This window comes from Streptomyces sp. NPDC056948, assembly GCF_042674225.1.
GTDB lineage: Bacteria > Actinomycetota > Actinomycetes > Streptomycetales > Streptomycetaceae > Streptomyces > Streptomyces purpurascens.
The window spans coordinates 18,368-36,712 of record NZ_JBHUQX010000030.1; the positions used below are offsets into that span (position 1 = coordinate 18,368).

An 18,345-nucleotide genomic window follows, 5' to 3' on the forward strand; every position below is an offset into this window, starting at 1 on the left:
TCGGGCTCACTGCATCTGCGTCTGCGCGCGGAGGGCGCGCAGGAGTTCGGGGTCCTGCGGGTCGACCGTGGGGCCGAATCGGCCCACGGGTTCGCCGGTGGGCGAGACGAGGAACTTCTCGAAGTTCCAGCGCACGTCGCCGGTGTGGCCCTCCGCGTCGGCGCAGGGGGTCAGGGCGGCGTACAGGGGGTGGCGGTCCGCTCCGTTGACGGCGGTCTTCTCGGTGAGCGGGAACGAGATCTGCTGCAGTGAGCAGAAGCCGGCGATCTCCTCGGGGGTGCCCGGCTCCTGCTCGCCGAACTGGTTGCAGGGCACTCCGATGACGCTGAGCCCGTCCTCGTGGTGACGGCGCGCGAGCGTGTCGAGTCCGGCGTACTGACCGGCCAGGGCGCACTGGGACGCCACGTTGACGATGAGCAGGGCCCGGCCCCGGTGCCGGGCCAACAGGTCGTCCCGGCCGTTCAGTTCCGCGATGGCGATATCGAAAACGGTCATACCGTGCACGCTAGGTTCACCCGCTCCAGTCACGGTCGACGTCCCGTCGGGGGCCCTGCGGTACGCCGGACGGACCGGCTGGCGGGCCGGTGGTCAGGTCGAGGGGCGGACCGAGGTGCGGTGGGCAAGTCGAGGTATGGCCCGCCAGGAGCGGCAGACCCGGCCGAGGGCCAGCCCACCCGGCCGAAACGGGCAAGCCGAGGGGGCGGCCCTCCGGGGGCGGCGGCAGGTCGAGGGGCGGACCGTCCGGCCGGTGCACAAGCCAAGGGGTGGCCCTCCGGGGTCGGTGGACAGGTCGAGGGAACGGGCCCGCCCGGCTGGCGGACAAGCCGACGGGGTGGCCCCCGGAGTCAGTGGGCAAGTCGAGCGATGGCCCGCCGGGAGCGGCAGACCCGGCCGAGGCGCAGCCCACCCGGCCGACAGACAAGCCGACACGGTGGCCCCCGGGCGGTGAGCAGGTCGAGGAGCGGACCGTACGGCCGGCGCACAAGCCAAGGGGTGGCCCTCCGGGGTCGGTTGTCAGGTGGGGGATGGCCCGCCGGGAGCGGCAGACCTGTGGAGGAGGCGGCCCGCCGGGAGCGGCAGACCGGTCGGGGGGGGCGGCCCGCTGGGAGGCGGACCGGTCGAGGGGGCGGCCGGTCGGCGCGCAGGCCAAGGGGGCTGCTGCCCCCGGAGTCGGTGGACAGGTCGAGGGAGGGCCCGCCGGGAGCGGCGGAGCTGTGGAGGAGGCGGGCCGCCGGGAGGGGCGGACCGGTCGAGGGAGGCGGCCCGCCGGGAGCGGCGGACCGGTTGAGGGAGGCGGCCCGCCGGGAGCGGCGGAGCGGTCGAGAGGGGGCGGCCCGCCGGGAGCGGTCGCGAGGGTGGCCGGGCGGCGCGCAGGGCGAGGGGTGGCGCCCGGAGTCGGTGGGCGGGGCGTGGACAAGCCGAGGGGATGTGAGCCGGCCCGGGGGATTGGCCGGCTCACATCCCCGGCTCAGGCGTCCTTACCGGCTCAGGGACCGGTACTTGCGGACGGCCAGTGGGAAGAAGACCGCGAAGATCGCGAGCGGCCAGACGAAGGACATGAGCATCGCGTGTTCGGCGATCCACGAGGTGCCGCCGACCCCGGGGTTGCCGAACAGCTCACGGGTGGCGTGGGCGGTCGAGGACAGTGGGTTCCACTCGGCGATGGTCGCCAGCCAGCCCGGCATCATCTCCGGGGAGGCGAAGGTGTTGGCGACGATGCCGAGCGGGAAGAGCAGGGTGTAGACGGCGGAGGCCGCCTCCGGGGTCTTGATGATCAGGCCGAGGTAGATGCCGACCCAGAGCAGGGCGAAGCGGAGCAACAGCAGGAGCGCGAAGGCGCCTAGCGCTTGGGCGAAGCCGTCGCTCCAGCTCCATCCGGCGATGACCCCGCAGCCCATGAGGATCATCAGGACGACGGTGCTGTAGAGCATGTTGACGATGCTCTGCCCGATGACGACCGAGGCGGCCGACATGGGCATGGAGCGGAACCGGTCGGTGACGCCCTTGGAGGCGTCGGCGGTGACGCCGGCCATGGTCTCCCCGATGCCGAAGGCCATCGACATGACGAACATGCCGGGCATCAGGAAGTCCATGTAGTCCCCGCCGCCCTCGACCTGCATCCCGCTGCCGAAGATGCCGCCGAACAGCAGCACCATGAGGATCGGGAAGGCGAGGCCGGCGAGGATCTGGGTGGGGTTGCGGGCCCAGTGGGACAGTCCGCGGATCGTGAGTGTCCAGGAGTCCGCGAGGACCCAGCCCAGTTTGGCCAGCGGGTTCCTGGGCAGTTCGGGCGCGATGATCGCGGTCATGACTGGGCGACCTCCTTGAGGCTCTGCTCGGCGGACGTGGCCGACCCGTTGCCGGTCAGGTTCAGGAACACCTCGTCGAGTGTGGGCCTGCGCAGGGCGATGTCCTCGGCCTCGATGCCGGCGTCGTCGAGCTCGCGGGCGACCGCGGTGAGGGCGGCGACCCGGTTGGCGACGACGACGCTGACGCGCCGGTTGTCGGTGTCCGTCTCGGGCTCGGCCCGCAGCAGGGCTCCGATCATGCGGCCGGCCCGTTCGAGGTCGTGGGCCCGGCGGAGCACGACGTCGATCCGGTCTCCGCCGATCTTGTTCTTGAGCTGGTCCGGAGTGCCCGACTCGACGACCTTGCCGTTGTCGATCAGGGCGATCCGGTCGGCGAGCTGGTCGGCCTCTTCGAGGTACTGGGTGGTCAGCATGACCGTGCGGCCCTCGGCGACCAGGCCGCGGACGGACTCCCAGACGTCGTTGCGGCCCCGCGGGTCGAGCCCGGTGGTGGGCTCGTCGAGGAACAGCACGGAGGGGGCCAGGATGAGACTGGCGGCGAGGTCGAGCCGCCGTCGCATACCGCCGGAGTACTGCTTGGCCGGCTTTCCGGCGGCCTCGGTCAGGCCGAAGCGCTCCAGCAGCTCGTCGGCCCGGCTCTGCGCGGTGCGCTTGCCGATGTGGTATAAGCGCCCGAACATCACGAGGTTCTGACGGCCGCTCAGGTCTTCGTCCACCGCGGCGTGCTGGCCGAGGAGTCCGATGCTGTAGCGGACCTGCGCCGACTGGGTGGCGACGTCGTAGCCGGCGACCCGGGCGTGGCCCTCGTCGTACTTCAGCAGGGTGGAGAGGATGCGGACCGCGGTGGTCTTTCCGGCGCCGTTCGGGCCGAGAAGGCCGTATACGACGCCTCGGGGTACCTCCAGGTCGAGTCCCGCGAGGGCCTCCTTGTCGCCGTACTTCTTCTTCAGAGCTTCGGTCTGGATCGCCAAATCGGCGCCGCCCATGCCCGCCCCTTCTTTCGGGTGCTCAAATTTGGGTACCCGGCGAGCATAGAGGAGGGCGGCCCGGATATTCAAGTTTTAGTACCCCCTCGTGTGCCCCCCGTCGGCGCCCTCCTCCGGGACGTCCCAGTGGTCGCGGTGGGCGGCGTACCACTCGACCGTCTCGCGCAGTCCGTCCTCCAGCGACCAGCGCGGCGCGTAGCCGAGTTCGCGGCGGATCTTGGAGTCGTCCACCGCGTAGCGGAAGTCGTGCCCCTTACGGTCCGCCACCCGCTGCACCAGGTCCCAGTCACGCCCGCAGAGCGCGAGGAGACGGCCGGTCATCTCCTTGTTGGTCAGATGGGTGCCGCCGCCGATGTTGTAGATCTCCCCCGGCAGGCCCTCGTCCAGCACCAGCCGCACCGCCCGGCAGTGGTCGTCGACGTGCAGCCACTCCCGCAGGTTGGAGCCGTCCCCGTACAGCGGGACCGGCTGCCCGTCGAGGAGCCGGGTGACGAACAGCGGGACCAGCTTCTCGGGGTGCTGGCCGGGGCCGTAGTTGTTGGCGCACCGGGTGATGCGCACGTCCAGGCCGTGGGTGCGCCAGTACGAACGGGCGATCAGATCGGCCGACGCCTTGGACGCCGCGTACGGGGAGTTGGGCAGCAGCGGCTCGTCCTCCGTCCAGCGCCCCTCGGCGATGGAGCCGTACGTCTCGTCCGTGGAGACCTGGACGAAGACGCCCGTCCCGTGCCGCAGTGCCGCTTCGAGCAGGGCCTGCGTGCCGAGCACGTTCGTGCGGACGAAGGCCTCGGCGCCCGCCACCGAACGGTCCACGTGCGACTCCGCGGCGAAGTGCACCACCGCGTCGTGGCCCGGGAAGACCTTGTCCAGCAGCGTGGTGTCGCAGATGTCGCCGTGCACGAAGGCCAGCCGTGGGTGGTGCGGGGGCAGGTTGTTCAGCGTCCCCGCGTAGGTGAGCTTGTCCACGACGGTCACCCGGTCGTCCTCGTGCCCCGGGTAACCGCCGCTCAGCAGCGTTCTGACGAAGTGCGAGCCGATGAAGCCGGCCGCACCGGTCACCAGGATGTTCACGCTTCTCCCGTCCTCGTCCCGTCAGCGTGCCGCGACCGGCGACCGGTGACGTGCGGTCAGCTTCTCCAGCGTCGGCACCACTTCGTTGGGGCTCGGCGCCGACAGCATGGCCAGCCGCAGTCGCCGCGCCCCCTCCGTGAACGCCGGGTCGTCGAGCACCCGGACGAGCTTGTCGCGCAGGATGTCGACGGTCAGGCCCTCGGAGTGCAGATGCAGCCCCGCGCCCAGCTCCTCCACCCGCTGGGCCCGGTAGATCGCGTCCCACATCCAGCCGAGCGCCACCTGCGGCACCCCGTAGGCGGCGGCGGTCGCCCAGGTGCCCGCGCCGCCGTGGTGCACGATCGCCGAACAACTGGGCAGCAGGCCCAGCAGGGCCACGTGGTCGACCACCCGCGTGTTGTCCGGCACCCGCGACACCTGGGCGAGTTCCTTCTCGCCGAGGGTCGCCACCACCTCGACGTCCAGGTCGGCCAGCGAGGCGAAGACGTCGTTCACGTCGACGGCGTTGGGGAACTCCGTGTCCCGGATGGTGAGCCCGAGGGTGAGGCAGACCCGGCGGCGCTCCGGCGGGCGGCGCAGCCAGTCCGGTACGACGGCCGGGCCCGGCCCGTTGTACGGCACGTAGCGCGTGGGCACCGTCGGCAGCCCCAGCTCCATCCGCACCCCGGGGGGCATCTGGTCGACCGACCACTGTCCCGTGACCACGTCGGGGTCGAAGGCGGCCCCGTGCCGGTCCAGGGTGTACGCCAGCCACTCCTCCAGCGGGTCGTCGCGCAGTGCCGCGGGCAGTTCCGCCTGACGCCGGCGCAGCGTCAGATGGGTGTTGGCGAAGAGGTCGGGGAAGGCCAGCAGCCGGGCGTGGGCGGCCCCGGTCGCCTTGGCTGCGATGGCCCCGGCGAAGGTGAAGGGCTCCCAGAGCACCAGGTCCGGCTGCCAGAACCGGGCGTAGTCGACCAGCGCGTCGATCATCGAGTCGTTGTTGATCTGGGCGTAGAAGGTCGCCGTCAGCATCGCGTTCGACGCCCGCAGGAAGTCGAGGCTCAGCCGCTCGGGACGGTTCTCCAGATAGTCGCGGTCCAGGTGGTGCATGAGCATCCCCGGACCGACGGTGGGGATGACGGCGTCCATCCGGTGGTTGTCGCCCACCGGCACGGCCGTCAGACCGGCCCGGGTGATGCTCTCGACCGCGGCCGGCTGGCCGGCCACCCGGACCTCGTGCCCGGCGGTCCGCAGCGCCCAGGCGAGCGGGACGACGCCGTTGAGATGGGCGTCCTGTGCGAAGGCTGTCAGCAGTACACGCACCGCGGTGCTCCTCCCCTGGTGTGGGCCGGTCCGGTCATGCGACGGGGAAGCGCAGCACGCCGTGCAGCACCGCCGAGCGCATGCGGCGCAGTACCTCGGCGTTGGTGCGCAGGGCGGGCCGGAGTGCGGCCAGGGCGCGGACCGCGGCCTCGGTCTGGACGCGGACCAGCGCGTCGGTGACCGGGGCGGCGGGACCGCCGAGGAGGGTGAGCGACCGGTCGCCGTCGCCGCGGCCGGGCGTGAAGGCGTCCGGGTCGGCGAAGGCCTCCGGGTCCCGGTTGGCCGCGTCGACGAGGACCACCACGCGCCGGCCCTCTTCGATCGTCTTGCCGTCGAACTCGACCTGCTCGCGGGCGATACGGCTCTCGAACCGCAGCGGCGGAGCCAGCCGCAGGGCCTCCCGGACCGCCGCCGGGGCCGTCGCGGGGTCCTGCCCGATCCGCTGCCACTGCTCCGGGTGCGCCAGCAGGACCTCGACGGCGTTGCACACGGCGGTCGCGGTGACCTCGACGCCCACCACGACGGCGAGCGCGCCGATCGCGACCGCGTCCTCGGGCGACAGCCCGGCGAGGCCGGTGGCACGGCCGGCGTCCACCAGGCCGGTCAGCTCGGCGGACAGCCCCGACACGGCCGTGAGCAGCTCCCGGGCGGTCCCGAGCTGCTGCGGGCAGTGGCCTGCGTCCAGGGCGGTGGCGAGACCCGCGTGCAGTTCGGGCAGGCGCTCGCGGGTCTCGGCGGGCAGGCCGAGCACATCGGCCACCACCCGCAGGGCGGCGGGGACGGCGAAGTCCCGGTACAGGTCGAACCGTTCGCCCGCCGCGGCGAGCGTCTCGCGGTAGGCCGCCTCGATCTCCGGCGCCCGCGCCGCGAGCGCCTCGGCCGACAGCAGCGACGCGGAGGCCTCGGCGAGCTTGGCGTACGCGGCCGGGTCGAGGTTGAGGCGGGCGTCGTCGAGCGGGACGACGTGGCACAGCAGGGGGTTTTCCCAGACGTCGACGCCCGGGTGGGACTGCGGCCCCTCCTCGGCGTGGCGCGGGGAGAACCGCGGATCGCCGAGGATGCGGGCGCCGAGTTCGCGGCTCGCGGTGACCCACGCGCCGACGCTGCTCTCGTGCAGGCCCTGTTCGCGGGCGCGCGCCCCGTGGTCGAGCGGGTCGTCGTCACCGGCGCGCAGGATCATGGCGAAGGGATCGCCCTGGGCGCCGAAGATGAACTGCACGCCTCGGATGGTCAGCAGATGCCGGCCCAACTCGCTGTTGGTCTGATCGGTCAGCATGACACCGTCCTCGAAAAACGAAGGGTGAAGAGGGAAGAAGCAGGGGCGAAGCGCCACCGGCGACGCTAGGCCGCGTGCCTACAAAGGCACTCGACACGCACTACACGCGCTACACGCCCAGGGCCCCGGCGGCGGCGCGTACGGCGGCCGAGTCCTGCTCGGCCGTGCCGGGCCGGGCCGGCAGCAGAGGGACGACGGTGGAGCGGCCGGACCGCACGGCCGGGTGGCGGCGGGCGAGCTGGGACAGTCCCTGGCCCGGACCGGCCTCGACGAGCACCAGGTCCCCTTCCGCGAGGAGCGCGTCGAGGGCGGGCCAGAAGAGCACCGGCGCGACCGGGTGACGGGACCAGAAGGCCGGGTCCTTCGTCTCCGCGGGTGTCAGGAAGCGGGCCGTGTACCCGGACATGACCGGGATGCGGGGCTCGCCGACGGGGAGCGCGGCGATCCGCTCGCCGGCTCCGCGCATGGCCGGGGCCAGGGACGGGCTGTGGAACGCCGTGGAGGCCGGCACGCGCTGGAGCACGAACCCGGCGTCGGCGAGTGCCGCCGTGACGCCGCGCAGCGGGTCGTCGAGGCCGGCCAGGACCGTCTGGCGCAGGGCGTTGACGGCGCCGACGACCACACCGTCGGTGAGGAAGGGCGCCACCTCGTCCTGGGTGGCGGCGACGGCGACCATCCCGCCGGGCGGCGCCTGTGCCAGCCGCCCGACGCGGTCGTGCACCAGGGCGGCGGCGTCCCGCAGCGTGAAGACGCCGGAGAGGACCGCGGCCGCCACCTCGCCGATGCTGTGCCCGAGCAGGGCGACGGGCCGTACGCCCCAGTCGAGGACGAGCCGCCCGAGGGCGTAGTCGACCGCGAACAGCAGCGGCTGGGAGCGTGTGACGTGGTCCATCACCGCGGTGTCGGCCGTCCCCAGCCAGTCCTCGCGCAGACCGGCGCTGTGGCCGTCGAGGTCCGTCAGCGCGGTCAGGGCCTCGTCCATCGCCTCGGCGAAGACGGGCTCGGCGTCCAGGAGTCCCGCGGCCATGCGCAGGTGTTGCGAGCCCTGGCCGGGCAGCAGCAGGGCGACCGGGCGAGCGGTGCCGTTCATCGGTCCCTCCAGGAAGGCGTGTTCAGGATCTCGACCACGGCGCAGGACCAGCTGAAGCCGGCGCCGACGCCGAAGAGCAGGCACGTGTCACCGGGCCCGAGCTCCCCGGCGGTGACCAGGTGGTCGAGTCCGGCGAAGGGGTCTCCGGCGCCCAGGTGCCCGATCGTCCGGCTCCAGGACCAGGTGGTGTGCGCGGGGTCGATGCCGAACTTGGCGAAGTAGGCGACATGGAGCCTGCGGTGGCCGAGGTGCGGCAGCACGAACCGGTCGATGTCCGCGAGGCCGAGCCCGGCGTCGGCGAGCGCCTGCTTGACGACGGACTCTTGCGCGGCGGCGACCCGGGCGACGGTCGGGGCGACGCCGTGGCGGGCCAGGAAGTCCCGCTTGTGGGCCTCCAGATCGACGACCTCGCGGTGGCTGAACGGGGCGGGGCCGAACGGGTCGTCGCCGCGGTGCATGCCCTCCAGGTCGGGTGCGGAGACGGTCGCGACGCTGCGGACCCGGGCGAATCCGGAGTGCCGCGAGAGAACGAGGGCGGTGCCGCCGTCGCCGTAGACGGTTCCGGGGTCGCTGCGCCACCGGTCGAAGCCCGGCGGGCAGAACCGGTCGCCGGTGGTCACCAGGGCCGCGATCCGGGCCGGGTCGGCGGCCAGGTAGGCCCAGGCCAGGTCGAGTGCCGCCATGCCGCCGTTGGAGACCTGCCGGACCTCCAGCGCGGGGCACTGGTTGCCGACGGCGGTCCGCTGGACGTAGGAGGCGGGGGCCCACAGGTCGAAGCCCTGGTAGTAGAAGCTGGCGTGCAGCACCAGGTCGATGTCGCCCGGTTCGGCGGCGGCCCGCTCCAGTGCGGTCCGGGCGGCCCGGGCCGCCATCTCGGGAGCGGGCTCCTCCGCGGAGACCGTCACCGACTCCATCCGGGTGGAGCGGGCGACGGCGGCGTCGCAGCGCCCGTCCGCGACCGCGTCCGCGACCCGTTCGACGGGGGGCAGCCAGGTCCCGGTCGCCCGGATGTACAGCTCGCCGCCGTTCACGCCGCCACCTTCCGCCCGGACCCCGCGAGCGCGGCGGCGGGCGCGGGGGCCCGTACGACCATGGCGCTGTTGAAGCCGTGATGGCCGCGGGCCAGGACCAGTGCCGCGGTGCCGGTGACCGGCCGGGGCCGGCCGACGACGAGGTCGAGGCCGTAGGCGTCGGGAACCCGGGTGACGTTGACCGTGGGCGGGGCGAGCCCGTCGCGCAGGGTCAGCAGGGCGGTCACCACGTCGAGCGGACCGGCGCCTGAGTAGAGCCGGCCGGTGGCCGTCTTGGGCACGGTGACCGGGACTCCGCCCGCGCCGAAGACCGCGGTCAGCGCCTCGGCCTCGGCCGCGTCGAGTTCGGGCACGCCCGCGCCGTCGGCGAGGACGACGGCGATCTCCTCCGGGTCGGCTCCGGCGTCGGCGAGCGCCTGCTCGACGGCCCGCCGCAGGGTCGGGGGCCGCCCCGACCCGGGGCGCGGGTCGAAGGTGGCGCCGAATCCGGCGATCTCGCCGTAGGGGCGGCGCCCCCGGGCACGGGCCCCTTCGGCGCTCTCCAGGGTGAGCAGCGCGCCGCCCTCGCCGGGCAGATGACCGGAGGCCCGGTCGTCGAAGGGCAGGTACCTGTCGGCGGTGAGCCGTCCGCCGGCCAGTTGGGCGGCCATGCCGTACGGGCACAAGGAGCAGTCCATGCCGCCGGAGATCATCAGCTGCGCACCGGAGCGGATCTGGCGTCCGGCGTGGGCGAGGGCGTCCAGGCCCCCGGCCTGCTCGCCGACGAAGACGCCGGTCGGCCCGTTCATGCCGTGCCGGATGGAGATCTGGCCGGTGTTGACGGCGTAGAACCACGCGAAGGACATGTAGGCGCTGACCTTCTTGGGGGACTCGCCCCACAGGTGCTGCAGTTCGCGCTGGCCGAAGCCGAAGCCGCCCGAGGCGCCGGCCGTGACGACGCCGCGTGCCAGCGACGGCACGGAGTCGAGGTCGATGCCGGCGTCGGCGACGGCCCAGTCGGCCGCGGCCAGGGCGAACTGGGTCATGCGGTCGGTCTGCGGGATCAGCCGGCTGGGCAGGTGGTCGCGCGCCTCGAACCCGGTCACCTCGCCCGCGTGCCGCGTGGGATAGCGGGCGGGGTCGAACGCCTGGACGCGTCGGATGCCGTCCTCGCCGCGCAGCGTCGCCGCCCAGTAGGCGTCGAGTCCGATGCCGGTGGGGGCGACGACCCCGATGCCCGTGACCACGACGGGGGTCATGCGGCCCGCCCCTCGGGCCGGCGCAGCACCATGGCGCTCTGAAAGCCGCCGAAGCCGCTGCCCACGGTGAGCGCGGCCGACATGTCGCGCTCCCTGGCGTGCAGGGGGACGTAGTCCAGGTCGAGTTCGGGGTCCGGGTCGGTCAGGTTCGCGGTGGGCGGGATGACGCCGTGTTCGAGGGCCAGCGCGGTGGCGGCGACCTCGATGGAGCCGATGGCGCCCAGCGAGTGCCCGATCATCGACTTGATGGAGCTGACCGGGACCCGGTGGGCCGCGGCCCCGAGGCTGCGCTTGAGGGCGGCGGTCTCGTGCACGTCGTTCTGCTTGGTGGCGGTGCCGTGGGCGTTGACGTAGCCGAGCGCGTCGGGGCCGAGGCGGGCCTCGTCGAGGGCGGCGTCGACGGCGGCTGCCAGTTCGCGTCCGTCGGTGCGCAGTCCGGTCATGTGGTACGCGTTGCCGCGGGAGGCGTAGCCGGCGATCTCGGCGTACACATGGGCGCCCCGGGCCCGGGCCGCGGTGAGTTCCTCGAGGACCAGGACGGCGGCGCCCTCGCCGAGGACGAAGCCGTTGCGGGTGCGGTCGAAGGGGCGCAGCGCGGTCGCCGGGTCGTCGTTGCGGGGCGAGGTGGCCCGGATGGCGTCGAAGCAGGCCACGGTGATCGGGGAGATGGGGGCGTCGGTGGCCCCGGCGATCATCACGTCGGCCAGGCCCTCGCGGATGAGGGCCACGGCGTGCCCGACCGAGTCGAGGCCGGAGGTGCAGCCGGCCGAGACGACGGTGCAGGGGCCTTCGGCGCCGGCCTCCCAGGCGAGCTCGGCGGCCATGGAGCTCGGCACGAAGTGGTCGTAGAGCTGGGCGCTCGCGGCGGTGTGGTCGACCAGCCACTCCTGTCCGCCACCGCTCAGGGCCAGGTACTCCTGTTCGAGTTTCTGGGTGCAGCCGACCGCGCTGCCGAGGCTGACGCCGGTGCGGTGGGCGGTCTCCGGGTCGGTCTCCAGGCCGCTGTCGGTGACGGCCTCGCGCAGCGCGACCAGGGCGAACTGCGCCGCCCTGTCGAGCCGTTCGGCGTCCTCGGCGCTCAGCCCCTGCTCCGCGGCGTCGAAGTCGCACTCGGCGGCGATCCGGGAGCGGAAGGGGGCGGGGTCGAAGAGGCTGATGGTCCGGGTGGCGGTGCGGCCGCCGGTGATGGTCTGCCAGAACTGCTTGGTGCCGATGCCGCCGGGGGCCACCACGCCGATGCCGGTGATCGCGACCCGCCGGGTCATCGTGCCTCCCCGGTCGCGCTGTGCCGCTCCAGGTAGAGGTTGGAGCTGCTGGTGCTGATCGCCCGCAGCGCCTCGGCGTGCGGTCGGAAGTCGGCCTGGCCGACGGCGGCACGGAAGGCGGAGACGTCGGACCAGCGGGCGATGTTGACGTAGCTGTGCGGCTTCTCCAGGTGGCGTACGAGGGTGTAGCCGAGGAATCCGGGCTGGCGCTCCATGAAGCGTGCCGTGCGGGCGAAGACGTCCTCGAACTCCTCCGGGGAGGTGCGAAGCGTGAAGCTGTTCACGAAGGTGGCCGGGCCGCCGGAGGCGGGGCCGGGCTGATCGGCTGACATGGGATCGGTGCTCCTCATCGTCCGGGCGTCCGGCGACGCGTACGCCGAGGTCAGACTGAAACCCTCCGGCGCGTGCCTCGCGGCGGCCTAGAAGACGGCTGGATCCCGCCCCCGGTCAGGGGCCCCCGCGCCCCAGCCGCACGGGGATGCCGACGTCCCGCTGCCAGGCGTGGCCGAGTCCGGCGACGGCGGCGATGACACTCCAGCCGGCCAGCTCACCGCCCTGGTAGTGGACGATGTCGGAGCCGCTGCGGCGGGGCAGGGCCCGGCCCGCGACGATCTCGGCGAGCGGGAGCGGCTCCTGCGGGGTGCCGGCGGAGCGGCCGCCGGGGGGAGCGATGCCGACGTGCCGGACGGCGGGGGCCGAGGCGGCCGGCGCGGCCGCGGCCCGGGGCGGCCGGGCGGTCAGGCCCGCGTCGCCGCCGAAGGAGCGAACGCCGATCACCGGATCGCGGGGGTCACCCGGCGCGGCCGTCGCGGCCGTGGCGGTCTGGTCGATCAGGAGCGCTCCGGCCGCGAGCCAGCCGGCCCGGACGGGCGGGTGGCCTCCGGTGGTGGCGACGACGTCGGCGCCCGCCGCGGTGGTGCGGGCGTCCTCGGAGACGCGCACCCGCAGGCCGGTGCGCAGGGCGGCGGCGGTGGCGAAGTCCTGGGCCCGGTCGAGCTCCCGTCCTACGACGTGCACCTCGGAGAGGGAGGGCAGGGCGTGGTGCAGGACGAGGAGGCAGGACCACGCCGCCTCCCCGGTGCCGAAGAGGCCGAGCGTGGAAGGGGCCGGCGGGGCGAGGTACCGCGCGGCGAGTCCCGCGGGGATGGCGCCGCGCCAGCCGTCGAGGGCGCCGGCGTCCACGAGGCCGAGGAGGGACCCGTCATCGGCGAGCAGCAGCTCCACGCACGCGGCGGACAGGTCCGTGCGGGGCCCGAGCCGGACGGCGAAGCAGCGGCCGAAAGGGCCGGAAGCGTGCGGTCCGACGGTCAGCCGGCAGCGCGTGGCGGGGAGCAGGACCAGGGTCTCGGGGCCGGGCGCCGGGCCGTGGCCGAGGAGCAGTCGCTGGACGTCGGTGAACCGCTCCTCCATGAAGGCCTCGTCGTCGAAGGCGTCGTCCACGTCTTCCGAGGTCAGCATGATCGGCACAGCGATCGTCCTCTCGGGACCGGCATCTTGGGTATGCAAACTTGAGTATCACGGGACGCGTGCCGTCCTCCACCCGATCCCGATCAACGGCCGGAAGGGCTCCCCGTCAGGCGCCCTTCTCCTCCCCCGCCATGACGTAGGCGCCCGCCTCCAGGCGCTCGATCAGCGCCTCGGTCCAGGCGGCCTGACTGGCGGCGCCGTGCTCCCAGAGGCCGAGGAGCTCACGGATGTGGGCCCGCTGCGGCCGCTCGCCGGCCGTCTCGTCGACCTTGGCGATCAGCTCCGACTGTTCGGCCGAGAGCGACGCGATGCGCTCGCGCAGCAGACCGATCGCCTCCTTGCGGCTGAGCGCGGGCAGCAGGACGAGCGCCGCCCCCAGCATGTCCGCCCGATTGTTCCCCTGGCGCAGCGCGTCACGCAGCAGCCGGAAGAACTCCTCGTCGCCCGGCGGCGCGATCTCGTAGTCGACCCGGCCCGGCCAGTCCGGGATGTCGGTCGACTTCAGCAGGCCGTCCTTGGCAAGCTGCCGGAGCGCGTGGTAGATCGAGCCGAACTTGATGTGTGCCCATTCGTCGGCACCCCAGGACAGCAGTTCGGAACGGACCAGATAGCCGTGCGCCCGGCCGTGCATGCGCACGACCCCCAGGACGAGCAATCTCGTGGCAGACATCGTCTCCCTGCTGAATCTCCCTCACGGCACGGACCGGCAACCGGTGCTCCGCCCATGGGCCGGGCCCCGCCGGCTGATCCCACGGTAGTACATGACCTGCTGTTCTCCGCGAGCGCGGGAGGGACGGACCGCGCGATACGCCCCGGATCGAGTGCCGCTGCAACGACTCTCGACTCCCGTTCGAGGTCACGGCCCGAGGGTGGAGGCCCATCGCAAAGGGTCGTTCGCCGGAACAGGGGTTGGGATGCGGGTACTCTTCACCACCTTCGCCGCCAAGTCGCACATGCATGCCCAGGTGACACTCGCCTGGGCCCTGAAGGCAGCGGGCCACGACGTCAGGATCGCCAGTCATCCCGATCTCGCCGACGAGATCACCAAGACGGGGCTGACCGCCGTCGGGGTCGGGGAGGAACTGCATCTCGACGAGCAGATGCAGGAGACCCAGGAGAACATCGGCCAGGACGTCGACCAGCTCGAGAGCCAGGCGCAGGTCGGTCTCGACATGAGCGAGACCCGGCCGGAGCGGCTCACCCCGGACTACACACTCGGTGTGTTCACGGCCATGACCTCGGTCGTCTTCCAGAACTGCTGCTCGGACCAGATGGTCGACGAGCTGGTGGAGCACTGCCGCTCCTGGAAGCCGGACCTGGTCCTGTGGGACACCATGACCTTCGCCGGCGCGATCGCCGCCATGGCCACCGGGACGGCACATGGCCGGCTGCTGTTCGGGCTGGACCTGGCGGGCCTGATGCGCGAGACCTTCCTCGGGCAGCTTGCCGCGCGCCCGCCGGAGCTGCGGGACGACCCGCTGCGCGAGTGGCTCACCTGGAGCCTGGAGCGGCACGGCGCCTCCTTCGAGGAGGCCGCGGTGACGGGCGACTTCACCGTCTGCCCGCTGCCGGCGTCCATGCGGCTCCCGGTGGACCTGCACTACGTGCCGATGCGGTACGTGCCGTACAACGGGCAGTCCACGGTGCCGCAGTGGCTCCAGGAGCGGCCGCGCAAGGGCCGCCGGGTGTGCATCACCCTCGGTGTGGCGCACCGCGAGGTGCTCGGCGCCGACCGGGCCTCCATCGGGGACCTGCTGGAGGCCGTCGCGGGGCTCGAGGACGTCGAGGTCGTCGCCACGCTCAACGAGAAGCAGCTCACGGACTTCGACACCCTGCCGGACAACGTGCGGGCCGTGGACTTCGTCCCGCTCGACGCGCTGCTGCCGACCTGCGACGCGGTGATCCACCACGGCGGGTCCGGCAGCTTCGGCACGGCGATGATCCACGCCGTGCCCCAGCTCATCGTCGTCGACGGCGTCTGGGACACCATCAACAAGTCCCGCTACCTGGAAGAGCGCCAGGCCGGGCTCTACGTACCGGGCAAGCTCAGCGCGAAGGGACTGCGCGAGCTGCTCGTCCGCCTGCTCGAGGAACCGGCCTTCAAGCGCAACGCCGAGGCCCTGCGGCGTGAGGCGCTCGCCGCACCCGCCCCCGCGCAGGTCGTCCCCACGCTGGAGCGCCTGGCCGTCGAGCACCGCCGCCGATGACCGGCGCGCCGCACCCGCACACGCCCGGGCCGCCGGCCCTGCCGTACCCGACTACCTCCCGGACGGTGAACCAAGCGATGCAGATCCGTAAGCTCAAGGTCGAGGGGGCGTACGAGTTCACCCCCCGTCAGTTCCGCGACCACCGCGGGCTGTTCGTCTCGCCCTTCCAGCTCGACGCGTTCCAGCAGGCCCTGGGGCGGCCGCACTTCCCGGTGGCGCAGACCAACCACAGCCTCTCCCGGAGCGGCACGATCCGCGGCATCCACTTCACCGTCACGCCGCCGGGCACCGCGAAGTACGTGTACTGCGCGCGCGGCCGGGCCCTCGACATCGTGGTCGACCTGCGGGTCGGCTCGCCCACCTTCCGGCAGTGGGACGCGGTCGAGATGGACCAGGTCCACTTCCGCGCCTCGTACTTCCCGGTCGGCGTCGGCCACGCCTTCGTCGCGCTCGAGGACGACACCGTCATGTCGTACCTGCTCACGGGCCCGTACGTGGCCGAGAACGAGCTCGCCGTCGACGTCTTCGACCCGGACCTGGGCCTGCGGCTCCCGTCCGGCCCGGACACGGTGCAGTCGGACCGGGACGCCGCCGCGCTGTCCTTCGCCTCGGCGCGGGCCCAGGGTCTGCTGCCCGACTACGCCGAGTCCCTGGCGGTCGAGGAGGCCCTGTGGCAGCCCTCCGGCATCGGCGCCACGCGCTGAGCCCGGCGATGTCCACCACCACACAGGGCGGGCCGGCCGCCGGGACCGTGGCCGTGCTGGGTTCCACCGGATGCGTCGGCCGCAGCCTCTGCGACGAACTGCTGCGGACCGGGCACCAGGTGCTCGCGGTGGCCCGGCACCCGGCCCCGCACACCCGTGCGGACGCCTTCGTCCCCCTCGATGTCGCCGCCGCCGCGCCTCAGGAACTCGCGGCGCTCCTCGACCGGCACGGCGTCGGCACCGTCATCAACGCCACCGGCGGCTGGGGCACCACCGTCGAGGAGATGCGCAGTGCCCACATCGACCTCGTGGAGCGCCTGGTCGACGGGTGCGCCGCGACCTCCCGGCGGCTGCGGATCGTCCAGATGGGGTCGATCCACGAGTACGGGCCCGTGCCCGACGGAGTCCGCATCGACGAACAGCGCGAACCCGGTCCGCTGACCCCGTACGGGCTGACCAAGCGCACCGGCTCCGAGCACCTGCTCGCCCAGACCCGGGCGGGCCGGGTGGACGGGGTCGTGCTGCGCGCGGTCAACGTCTGCGGACCGCACACCCCGACGGCCAGCTTCCTCGGTGCCGTCGTGGCCCGGCTGCGCGCCCTCGGTCCCGGCGAGGTGCTCGGCCTCGACGTCGCCGACGCCCGGCGGGACTTCGTCGACGTACGGGACCTGGCCCGGGCGGCCGTCGCCGCGGTGCACGCGCCCGTCACCGGCCTGGTCGTGAACATCGGGCGCGGCGAGGCGGTGCCGATGCGCGACCTGGTCGACGCCCTCTTCGACGCGGCCGGCGTGGACGCCACGTCGGTGAAGCTCAACTCCGCCGAGGTCGCCAGCAAGGGCGGCGGCTGGACCTGCGCGGACATCCGGTTCGCCGCCCAGGTGCTCGGCTGGCGGCCCACGATCCCGCTCGGCGAGTCCGTCCGGGCGATGTGGGAAGCGGCAGCGGACACCACCTCCCTGGAGGTCTCATGAGCGACACCCCTGCCCCCTCTTCCGCCGCGACGCGAGATCCCGCCGAGCGGCGGATCGACGATTCGGCCCGGCTGCGGACCGGCCCCCTCGGCGACCTCTCCGGCTTCACGGACTGGTTCGCCGACTACGGCCGGCGGGCCTACACCCATGTCGACAAGGTCCCCCTGCACGCCCTGGAGGGCTGGGAGACCGACCCCGGCACCGGCGATCTGCGCCATCACACGGGCCGGTTCTTCACCGTGCACGGGCTGGAGGTCAGCAACCCGGGCGCGCCGGTGGCGCGGTGGACCCAGCCGATCATCAACCAGCCGGAGATCGGCATCCTCGGCATCCTCACCGCCCCGATCGACGGGGTGCTGCACTGCCTGATGCAGGCGAAGGTCGAGCCCGGCAACGCCGAGGGGCTCCAGCTCTCCCCGACCGTCCAGGCGACCCGCAGCAACTACACCCGGGTCCACCAGGGGCGCGCGGTGCCGTATCTCGAGCACTTCATGGACATCCACAGCCGTCCCGGAGTGCTCGCCGACGTACGGCAGTCCGAGCAGGGGTCGTGGTTCTACCGCAAGCGCAACCGCAACGTGGTCGTCGAGCTCCCCGAGCCGGTGGAGGCCCTCGACGGGTACCGCTGGATGACGCTCGGCCAGATCCATGAGCTGCTGGGGCGCCGGGACACGGTCAACATGGACGCCCGGACCGTGCTGTCGTGCCTGCCGTTCACCGGTCCGGACGTCGAGAAGCCCGACGGGGACGACTTCCGGTCGGCGCTGCGTCGCTCGGGCGACCCCGGGGCGGTCGGTGTGCACAGCGCGGCGGAGATCCTCGGCTGGATCACCGACCGGCGCACCAGCAGCGACATCGCGGTCCGCCGGGTCGCGCTCGGCGAGCTGCGCGACTGGAGCCGCACCGACGACCGCATCCGCCACGACGCGGGCGCCTTCTTCGACGTCATCGGGGTACAGGTCGACGCCGGCGGCCGTGAGGTCCACCGGTGGAGCCAGCCGATGATCGAACCGGTGGGGCAGGGCGTCATCGCCTTCCTCGTCCGGCGTTTCGAGGGGGTGCTGCACGTCCTCGTGCACGCGCGCGTGGAGCCGGGCTTCGCGGACGTGGTGGAGCTGGGCCCCACCGTGCAGTGCGTCGCGGAGAGCCACGCTCAGCTTCCCGGCCAGGCCGCGCCGCCGTTCCTCGACGAGGTGCTGGGGGCTCCCGAGGAGCGCGTCCGGTTCGACACGGTGCTCTCCGAGGAGGGCGGCCGCTTCTTCCACGCGCTGAATCGCTACCTGATCGTGGAGACCGACCAGGACGTGCCCCGCGACCACCCCGACCACCGCTGGATGACGCTGCACCAGCTTTCGGACCTGCTGCGGCACAGCCACTACGTCAACGTCCAGGCCCGCAGCCTGATCGCCTGCCTGCACAGCCTGTACC

Annotated in this window: 17 protein-coding genes; 4 read left to right on the forward strand and 13 right to left on the reverse strand. The window is 73.1% G+C overall.

Going from position 1 to position 18,345, the window contains the following annotated elements:
• Positions 1 to 6 precede the first annotated feature (6 nt).
• The 13 genes from ACFTZL_RS06225 to ACFTZL_RS06285 form a co-directional block, all read right to left on the reverse strand.
• Positions 7 to 495 (reverse strand): glutathione peroxidase, encoded by a 489-nt coding sequence (locus ACFTZL_RS06225; RefSeq protein WP_382578907.1) that lies wholly within the window; start codon positions 493 to 495, stop codon positions 7 to 9.
• A gap of 983 nt (positions 496 to 1,478) precedes the next feature.
• Complete coding sequence (locus tag ACFTZL_RS06230) at positions 1,479 to 2,309, reverse strand: ABC transporter permease (protein WP_382578909.1); 831 nt, start codon at positions 2,307 to 2,309, stop codon at positions 1,479 to 1,481.
• Positions 2,306 to 3,295, reverse strand: a complete 990-nt coding sequence (locus ACFTZL_RS06235) for an ATP-binding cassette domain-containing protein (protein ID WP_382578910.1) — start codon at positions 3,293 to 3,295, stop codon at positions 2,306 to 2,308. The genes ACFTZL_RS06230 and ACFTZL_RS06235 overlap by 4 nt, the downstream gene beginning before the upstream one ends.
• 75 nt (positions 3,296 to 3,370) lie before the next feature.
• Positions 3,371 to 4,366: a dTDP-glucose 4,6-dehydratase gene (rfbB, locus tag ACFTZL_RS06240; protein ID WP_382578913.1), complete on the reverse strand. Its 996-nt coding sequence runs from the start codon at positions 4,364 to 4,366 to the stop codon at positions 3,371 to 3,373.
• A gap of 21 nt (positions 4,367 to 4,387) precedes the next feature.
• On the reverse strand, positions 4,388 to 5,668 hold the full coding sequence (locus ACFTZL_RS06245) for an activator-dependent family glycosyltransferase (protein WP_382578916.1): 1,281 nt from the start codon (positions 5,666 to 5,668) through the stop codon (positions 4,388 to 4,390).
• Between the two features lie 34 nt (positions 5,669 to 5,702).
• Positions 5,703 to 6,944: a P450-derived glycosyltransferase activator gene (locus tag ACFTZL_RS06250; RefSeq protein WP_382578919.1), complete on the reverse strand. Its 1,242-nt coding sequence runs from the start codon at positions 6,942 to 6,944 to the stop codon at positions 5,703 to 5,705.
• A gap of 109 nt (positions 6,945 to 7,053) precedes the next feature.
• Positions 7,054 to 8,034, reverse strand: a complete 981-nt coding sequence (locus ACFTZL_RS06255) for an acyltransferase domain-containing protein (RefSeq protein ID WP_382578920.1) — start codon at positions 8,032 to 8,034, stop codon at positions 7,054 to 7,056.
• Positions 8,031 to 9,065 carry a ketoacyl-ACP synthase III family protein gene (locus tag ACFTZL_RS06260; protein ID WP_382578923.1) on the reverse strand — a complete coding sequence of 345 codons (1,035 nt, stop codon included), beginning with the start codon at positions 9,063 to 9,065 and terminating at the stop codon, positions 8,031 to 8,033. Before ACFTZL_RS06260 ends, ACFTZL_RS06255 begins: the two co-directional genes overlap by 4 nt.
• Positions 9,062 to 10,303 (reverse strand): ketosynthase chain-length factor, encoded by a 1,242-nt coding sequence (locus tag ACFTZL_RS06265; protein ID WP_382578925.1) that lies wholly within the window; start codon positions 10,301 to 10,303, stop codon positions 9,062 to 9,064. Before ACFTZL_RS06265 ends, ACFTZL_RS06260 begins: the two co-directional genes overlap by 4 nt.
• Positions 10,300 to 11,568 (reverse strand): beta-ketoacyl-[acyl-carrier-protein] synthase family protein, encoded by a 1,269-nt coding sequence (locus tag ACFTZL_RS06270; protein WP_382578927.1) that lies wholly within the window; start codon positions 11,566 to 11,568, stop codon positions 10,300 to 10,302. Before ACFTZL_RS06270 ends, ACFTZL_RS06265 begins: the two co-directional genes overlap by 4 nt.
• The gene (locus ACFTZL_RS06275) at positions 11,565 to 11,900 is read right to left on the reverse strand and encodes an antibiotic biosynthesis monooxygenase family protein (protein WP_382490958.1); all 336 of its coding nucleotides are present in this window, start codon (positions 11,898 to 11,900) and stop codon (positions 11,565 to 11,567) included. The genes ACFTZL_RS06270 and ACFTZL_RS06275 overlap by 4 nt, the downstream gene beginning before the upstream one ends.
• A gap of 115 nt (positions 11,901 to 12,015) precedes the next feature.
• Positions 12,016 to 13,026, reverse strand: a complete 1,011-nt coding sequence (locus tag ACFTZL_RS06280) for a hypothetical protein (RefSeq protein WP_382578930.1) — start codon at positions 13,024 to 13,026, stop codon at positions 12,016 to 12,018.
• Between the two features lie 115 nt (positions 13,027 to 13,141).
• The gene (locus ACFTZL_RS06285) at positions 13,142 to 13,705 is read right to left on the reverse strand and encodes a PadR family transcriptional regulator (protein WP_382578932.1); all 564 of its coding nucleotides are present in this window, start codon (positions 13,703 to 13,705) and stop codon (positions 13,142 to 13,144) included.
• A gap of 244 nt (positions 13,706 to 13,949) precedes the next feature.
• Here ACFTZL_RS06285 and ACFTZL_RS06290 point away from each other — a divergent pair, with 244 nt between their 5' ends.
• The 4 genes from ACFTZL_RS06290 to ACFTZL_RS06305 all read left to right on the forward strand — a co-directional run.
• The gene (locus tag ACFTZL_RS06290) at positions 13,950 to 15,242 is read left to right on the forward strand and encodes an activator-dependent family glycosyltransferase (protein WP_382578934.1); all 1,293 of its coding nucleotides are present in this window, start codon (positions 13,950 to 13,952) and stop codon (positions 15,240 to 15,242) included.
• 77 nt (positions 15,243 to 15,319) lie between these two features.
• The gene (locus ACFTZL_RS06295) at positions 15,320 to 15,946 is read left to right on the forward strand and encodes a dTDP-4-dehydrorhamnose 3,5-epimerase family protein (RefSeq protein ID WP_382578936.1); all 627 of its coding nucleotides are present in this window, start codon (positions 15,320 to 15,322) and stop codon (positions 15,944 to 15,946) included.
• 8 nt (positions 15,947 to 15,954) lie between these two features.
• The gene (locus ACFTZL_RS06300; protein WP_382578939.1) at positions 15,955 to 16,917 is read left to right on the forward strand and encodes an NAD-dependent epimerase/dehydratase family protein; all 963 of its coding nucleotides are present in this window, start codon (positions 15,955 to 15,957) and stop codon (positions 16,915 to 16,917) included.
• A partial coding sequence (locus ACFTZL_RS06305) for an NDP-hexose 2,3-dehydratase family protein (RefSeq protein WP_382578941.1) occupies positions 16,914 to 18,345 on the forward strand: 1,432 nt, incomplete at its 3' end. The genes ACFTZL_RS06300 and ACFTZL_RS06305, both read left to right, overlap by 4 nt.

Bases quoted from the DNA above. Each gene is read 5' to 3' on its own strand.
- ACFTZL_RS06255 (WP_382578920.1), bottom strand. From the start codon at position 8,034: ATGAACGGCACCGCTCGCCCGGTCGCCCTGCTGCTGCCCGGCCAGGGC.
- ACFTZL_RS06225 (WP_382578907.1), bottom strand. From the start codon at position 495: ATGACCGTTTTCGATATCGCCATCGCGGAACTGAACGGCCGGGACGAC.
- ACFTZL_RS06250 (WP_382578919.1), bottom strand. From the start codon at position 6,944: ATGCTGACCGATCAGACCAACAGCGAGTTGGGCCGGCATCTGCTGACC.
- ACFTZL_RS06275 (WP_382490958.1), bottom strand. From the start codon at position 11,900: ATGTCAGCCGATCAGCCCGGCCCCGCCTCCGGCGGCCCGGCCACCTTC.
- ACFTZL_RS06235 (WP_382578910.1), bottom strand. From the start codon at position 3,295: ATGGGCGGCGCCGATTTGGCGATCCAGACCGAAGCTCTGAAGAAGAAG.
- ACFTZL_RS06290 (WP_382578934.1), top strand. From the start codon at position 13,950: ATGCGGGTACTCTTCACCACCTTCGCCGCCAAGTCGCACATGCATGCC.
- ACFTZL_RS06280 (WP_382578930.1), bottom strand. From the start codon at position 13,026: ATGCTGACCTCGGAAGACGTGGACGACGCCTTCGACGACGAGGCCTTC.
- ACFTZL_RS06285 (WP_382578932.1), bottom strand. From the start codon at position 13,705: ATGTCTGCCACGAGATTGCTCGTCCTGGGGGTCGTGCGCATGCACGGC.
- ACFTZL_RS06270 (WP_382578927.1), bottom strand. From the start codon at position 11,568: ATGACCCGGCGGGTCGCGATCACCGGCATCGGCGTGGTGGCCCCCGGC.
- ACFTZL_RS06300 (WP_382578939.1), top strand. From the start codon at position 15,955: ATGTCCACCACCACACAGGGCGGGCCGGCCGCCGGGACCGTGGCCGTG.
- ACFTZL_RS06295 (WP_382578936.1), top strand. From the start codon at position 15,320: ATGCAGATCCGTAAGCTCAAGGTCGAGGGGGCGTACGAGTTCACCCCC.
- ACFTZL_RS06265 (WP_382578925.1), bottom strand. From the start codon at position 10,303: ATGACCCCCGTCGTGGTCACGGGCATCGGGGTCGTCGCCCCCACCGGC.
- ACFTZL_RS06230 (WP_382578909.1), bottom strand. From the start codon at position 2,309: ATGACCGCGATCATCGCGCCCGAACTGCCCAGGAACCCGCTGGCCAAA.